We start from the raw sequence: 3,252 nt of genomic DNA on the forward strand, positions 1-3,252 counted from the left end.
GTCTTGCGAGTCGCTAATCAGTCAGTGATCAGCAGAGAAACGAGATTTTGCCTGTAAACGTAATCCCTGTCAAGGGTGTGGGTATTAAGCCCTCCGGGCAAGCACCCATTCTTTTTTTGTCGTGTGCCGCGTAAAGTGCCGCTCACTGTCAGCGCTCGCAAGAGATGCTGACCTTGGTGGGGCCCGAGGAGACAAGTCCTGCAACGCATTCCCCTAGATGCGCTGCTCTTTCAAAGCCTGATGCGGCACAGCATCTGAAAAGCGCCGAGACCTTTCTCTCGGCGCTTTTTTATGCCCGCCACATTTCACACCCGTGCATGACCCACATCGGTCGAGAGCGCCTCGCCCGAGCGATACGGCATCACCAAACCGTGTGCGGCATCCTCCACCGCCCATGCTTGGATGATGGGTGCCTGTGATCGCACACTGCCGAAGATGGTGGCAAACGCCACATCGGCCGCATCACGCCCCGTTCCCAGACGCACGAAAGCCATCGGGATGGCTGTGCCCGAGGCATCAAAGATGTACCAGCGATCCCCCACATAGGCTTCGACGTAGGCATGAAAGTCTGGCGGACCCAAGGCCGGATCGGCGCCAAAGTCAGTGCCCGTGGCAAAACGGGCCGGAATGTTGACCGCGCGGCACAGCGCAATCATCAAATGAGCAAAGTCGCGACACACCCCGACACGCTCGATAAGCGTGTCAAAGGCCGAGGTGGTGGAGTTCGAGACATTCGAGGTGAAGCGCACATGGCTCTTGACCCAATCTTGGATCGCCTTGACGCGCCCATAGCCGCGCCACAACCCCCCGAACTCATCCCCCGCCAGCCGCAACAGCCGATCCGACTGGCAATAACGACTCGGGTAGATGTAGCTGATCACCTCGGGCGGCAGCAGATGCACCGGCACCTCATCAAGCGTCGCTGGGTCGGCGACATGGTGCGTCAGATCAATCGTCGCGGCGTACGACACCTTGAGCGGCCCCGGCAGCGCCCGCAGGCGCATGTAGCGGGTGTGGGTTGCGGGGTCGGTGTGGATGATCGGCTGCACCGGCTGGCTCAGGACCAGCCGCTCGGCCGAAACATGCTGGCTGGGCGTGTGGGCGGCGTGAATGTTGAACACGAAGTCCGCACCGGGCGGATCGATCTCGTAGTTCAGTTCCACGTGCAGTTGGATGCGAATCATCTTTCGGTCCACACCGCGCTGCAACACGGCTGTCCCTGAAGTGTTTGAAGGTGTCATCGGCACAGTATGCACGCCCACAAGGGTTCACCCTTATCCATACTTCAACCCAACGGCCATCTCACATCACTGGGCTGTGGGCATCACAAACTCAGCGCCCTTGGCTGTGCTTTCGGGCCAACGCTGCATGACCGATTTCTGCTTGGTATAGAAGCGCACGCCCTCCTCGCCGTAGGCATGCATATCGCCAAAGAGGCTCCGCTTCCAGCCGCCAAAGCCGTGCCAAGCCATCGGCACCGGAATCGGCACATTGATGCCCACCATGCCCACTTGGATCTGGCGCGCGAACTCTCGTGCGGTGTTGCCGTCGCGGGTGTAGCAGGCCACACCGTTGCCGAACTCGTGGGCGTTGATCAGATCCACCGCCTCGGCAAAGGTCTGGGCACGCACGCAGGCCAGCACCGGGCCGAAGATCTCTTCCTTATAGATACGCATATCGGGCGTGACGTGATCGAACAGCGTGGCGCCAGTGAAGAAACCGTTCTCGAAGCCCGGCACCGTGTAGCCCCGACCATCCACCACCAGCGTGGCGCCCTCGTCCACCCCAAGGCGGATGTAGCCCTCAATGCGATCCCGTGCTTCGGCGGTGACGATCGGCCCCATCTCGGCGTCAAGCGCCATGCCGTGATTGATCTTGAGCAACCGCGCACGCTCAGCCACCTTGGGAATCACTTGATGGGCGATCTCGTCGCCCACAAACACCGCCACCGAAATCGCCATGCAGCGCTCGCCCGCTGAGCCATAGGCCGCGCCGATCAGCGCGTCCACCGTTTGCTCAACGTCCGCATCGGGCATCACCACCATGTGGTTCTTGGCGCCGCCCAGCGCCTGCACACGCTTGCCATGGTGAGCACCCCTCTCATAAATGGATTGGGCGATCGGGGTGGAGCCCACAAAACTGAGGGCTTTGACATCCGGATGCCCCAGCAGCGCATCCACCGCCAGCTTGTCGCCTTGCACCACGTTGAAAACTCCATCCGGCAGGCCGGCCCTCGTCAGCAGCTCCGCCATGAAGATCGAGGCACTCGGGTCGCGCTCGCTCGGCTTCAAGACAAAGGTGTTGCCGCAAGCGATCGCCACCGGGAACATCCAGCACGGCACCATGACGGGGAAGTTGAACGGCGTCACACCCGCCACCACGCCCAAGGCTTGGCGCACGGTCCAGTTGTCGATGCCAGTCGAAACCTGCTCGGTGTAATCGCCCTTGAGCAACTGTGGGATGCCGCAAGCGAACTCGATGATCTCGATACCGCGTGTGACTTCGCCTTGAGCATCGGTGAAAACCTTGCCGTGTTCGGCGGTGATCATCGCGGCCAGCTCGTCGCGGTGCTGATTCATCAGCGCGAGGAAGGCATTCATGACGCGGGCGCGGCGAATGGCGGGCGTCGCCGACCACGCTGGAAAAGCAGCCCGAGCCGCTGCCACGGCGGCATCCACCTCTGCGGCGCTGGCCAGCACCACGTGGCGTGCCACGGCGCCGGTGGCGGGGTTGTAAACCGCTTGGCGCCGGCCACGCTGACCAGGCACGCTGACCCCGTGGATGAAGTGCGCAATGTCAGCCGAAGATGCGCAAGGATCGGCAGCGGGATAAGCGGTGGACTGAGGCATGGGGGCTCCGGGAACAGCAGGACTGAATGTGGGGCCAGAGTCTAGGCAAAACGCCCCGCACCTGCGGCCCTCAGGGCTGCATACACTGGCTCACGTCGTTGTCAAACCAGCCCCTCACAGGAAAGACCCATGCCCCTATCCACCTACGGTGTCATCAAAGGCACTGCCATCGGCCATCTGCGTGACGCGGATGACGATCACTACCAAATCATGCTGCGCGCTGCCGGCGTGATGCACCGGGTGGCGGTCAACGTGCGCTCTTCAGCGCCGAACGCGCCCTCGACCGTGCTGTTTCGCTGCACCACCGTCTTGCCTGCCAGCTTCACCACCGCGTTGCAGGCCTTGCCAGCGGGCGCCAAGAAGTTGCCGCACAAGGCTGGCGGCTTGGCCATCGATTACCTGC

At 62.1% G+C, this 3,252-nt stretch carries 3 protein-coding genes; 1 reads left to right on the plus strand and 2 read right to left on the minus strand.

Features of this window, described 5'->3' with window-relative positions; translation table 11 throughout:
• Positions 1 to 305 precede the first annotated feature (305 nt).
• Both AB3X39_RS11000 and AB3X39_RS11005 read right to left on the minus strand, forming a co-directional pair.
• Positions 306 to 1,184 carry a transglutaminase-like domain-containing protein gene (locus AB3X39_RS11000; protein WP_369417427.1) on the minus strand — a complete coding sequence of 293 codons (879 nt, stop codon included), beginning with the start codon at positions 1,182 to 1,184 and terminating at the stop codon, positions 306 to 308.
• A gap of 123 nt (positions 1,185 to 1,307) precedes the next feature.
• Positions 1,308 to 2,849, minus strand: coding sequence for a CoA-acylating methylmalonate-semialdehyde dehydrogenase (locus AB3X39_RS11005; RefSeq protein ID WP_369417428.1), 1,542 nt, complete (start codon positions 2,847 to 2,849; stop codon positions 1,308 to 1,310).
• Positions 2,850 to 2,978: 129 nt separating this feature from the next.
• Here AB3X39_RS11005 and AB3X39_RS11010 point away from each other — a divergent pair.
• Positions 2,979 to 3,252 (plus strand): DUF2278 family protein (locus tag AB3X39_RS11010; RefSeq protein ID WP_369417429.1); only part of this gene is annotated, 274 nt, incomplete at its 3' end.

The sequence above is a fragment of the Leptothrix ochracea genome (genome assembly GCF_041083635.1).
Taxonomy (GTDB): Bacteria; Pseudomonadota; Gammaproteobacteria; order Burkholderiales; family Burkholderiaceae_C; genus Sphaerotilus; species Sphaerotilus ochraceus.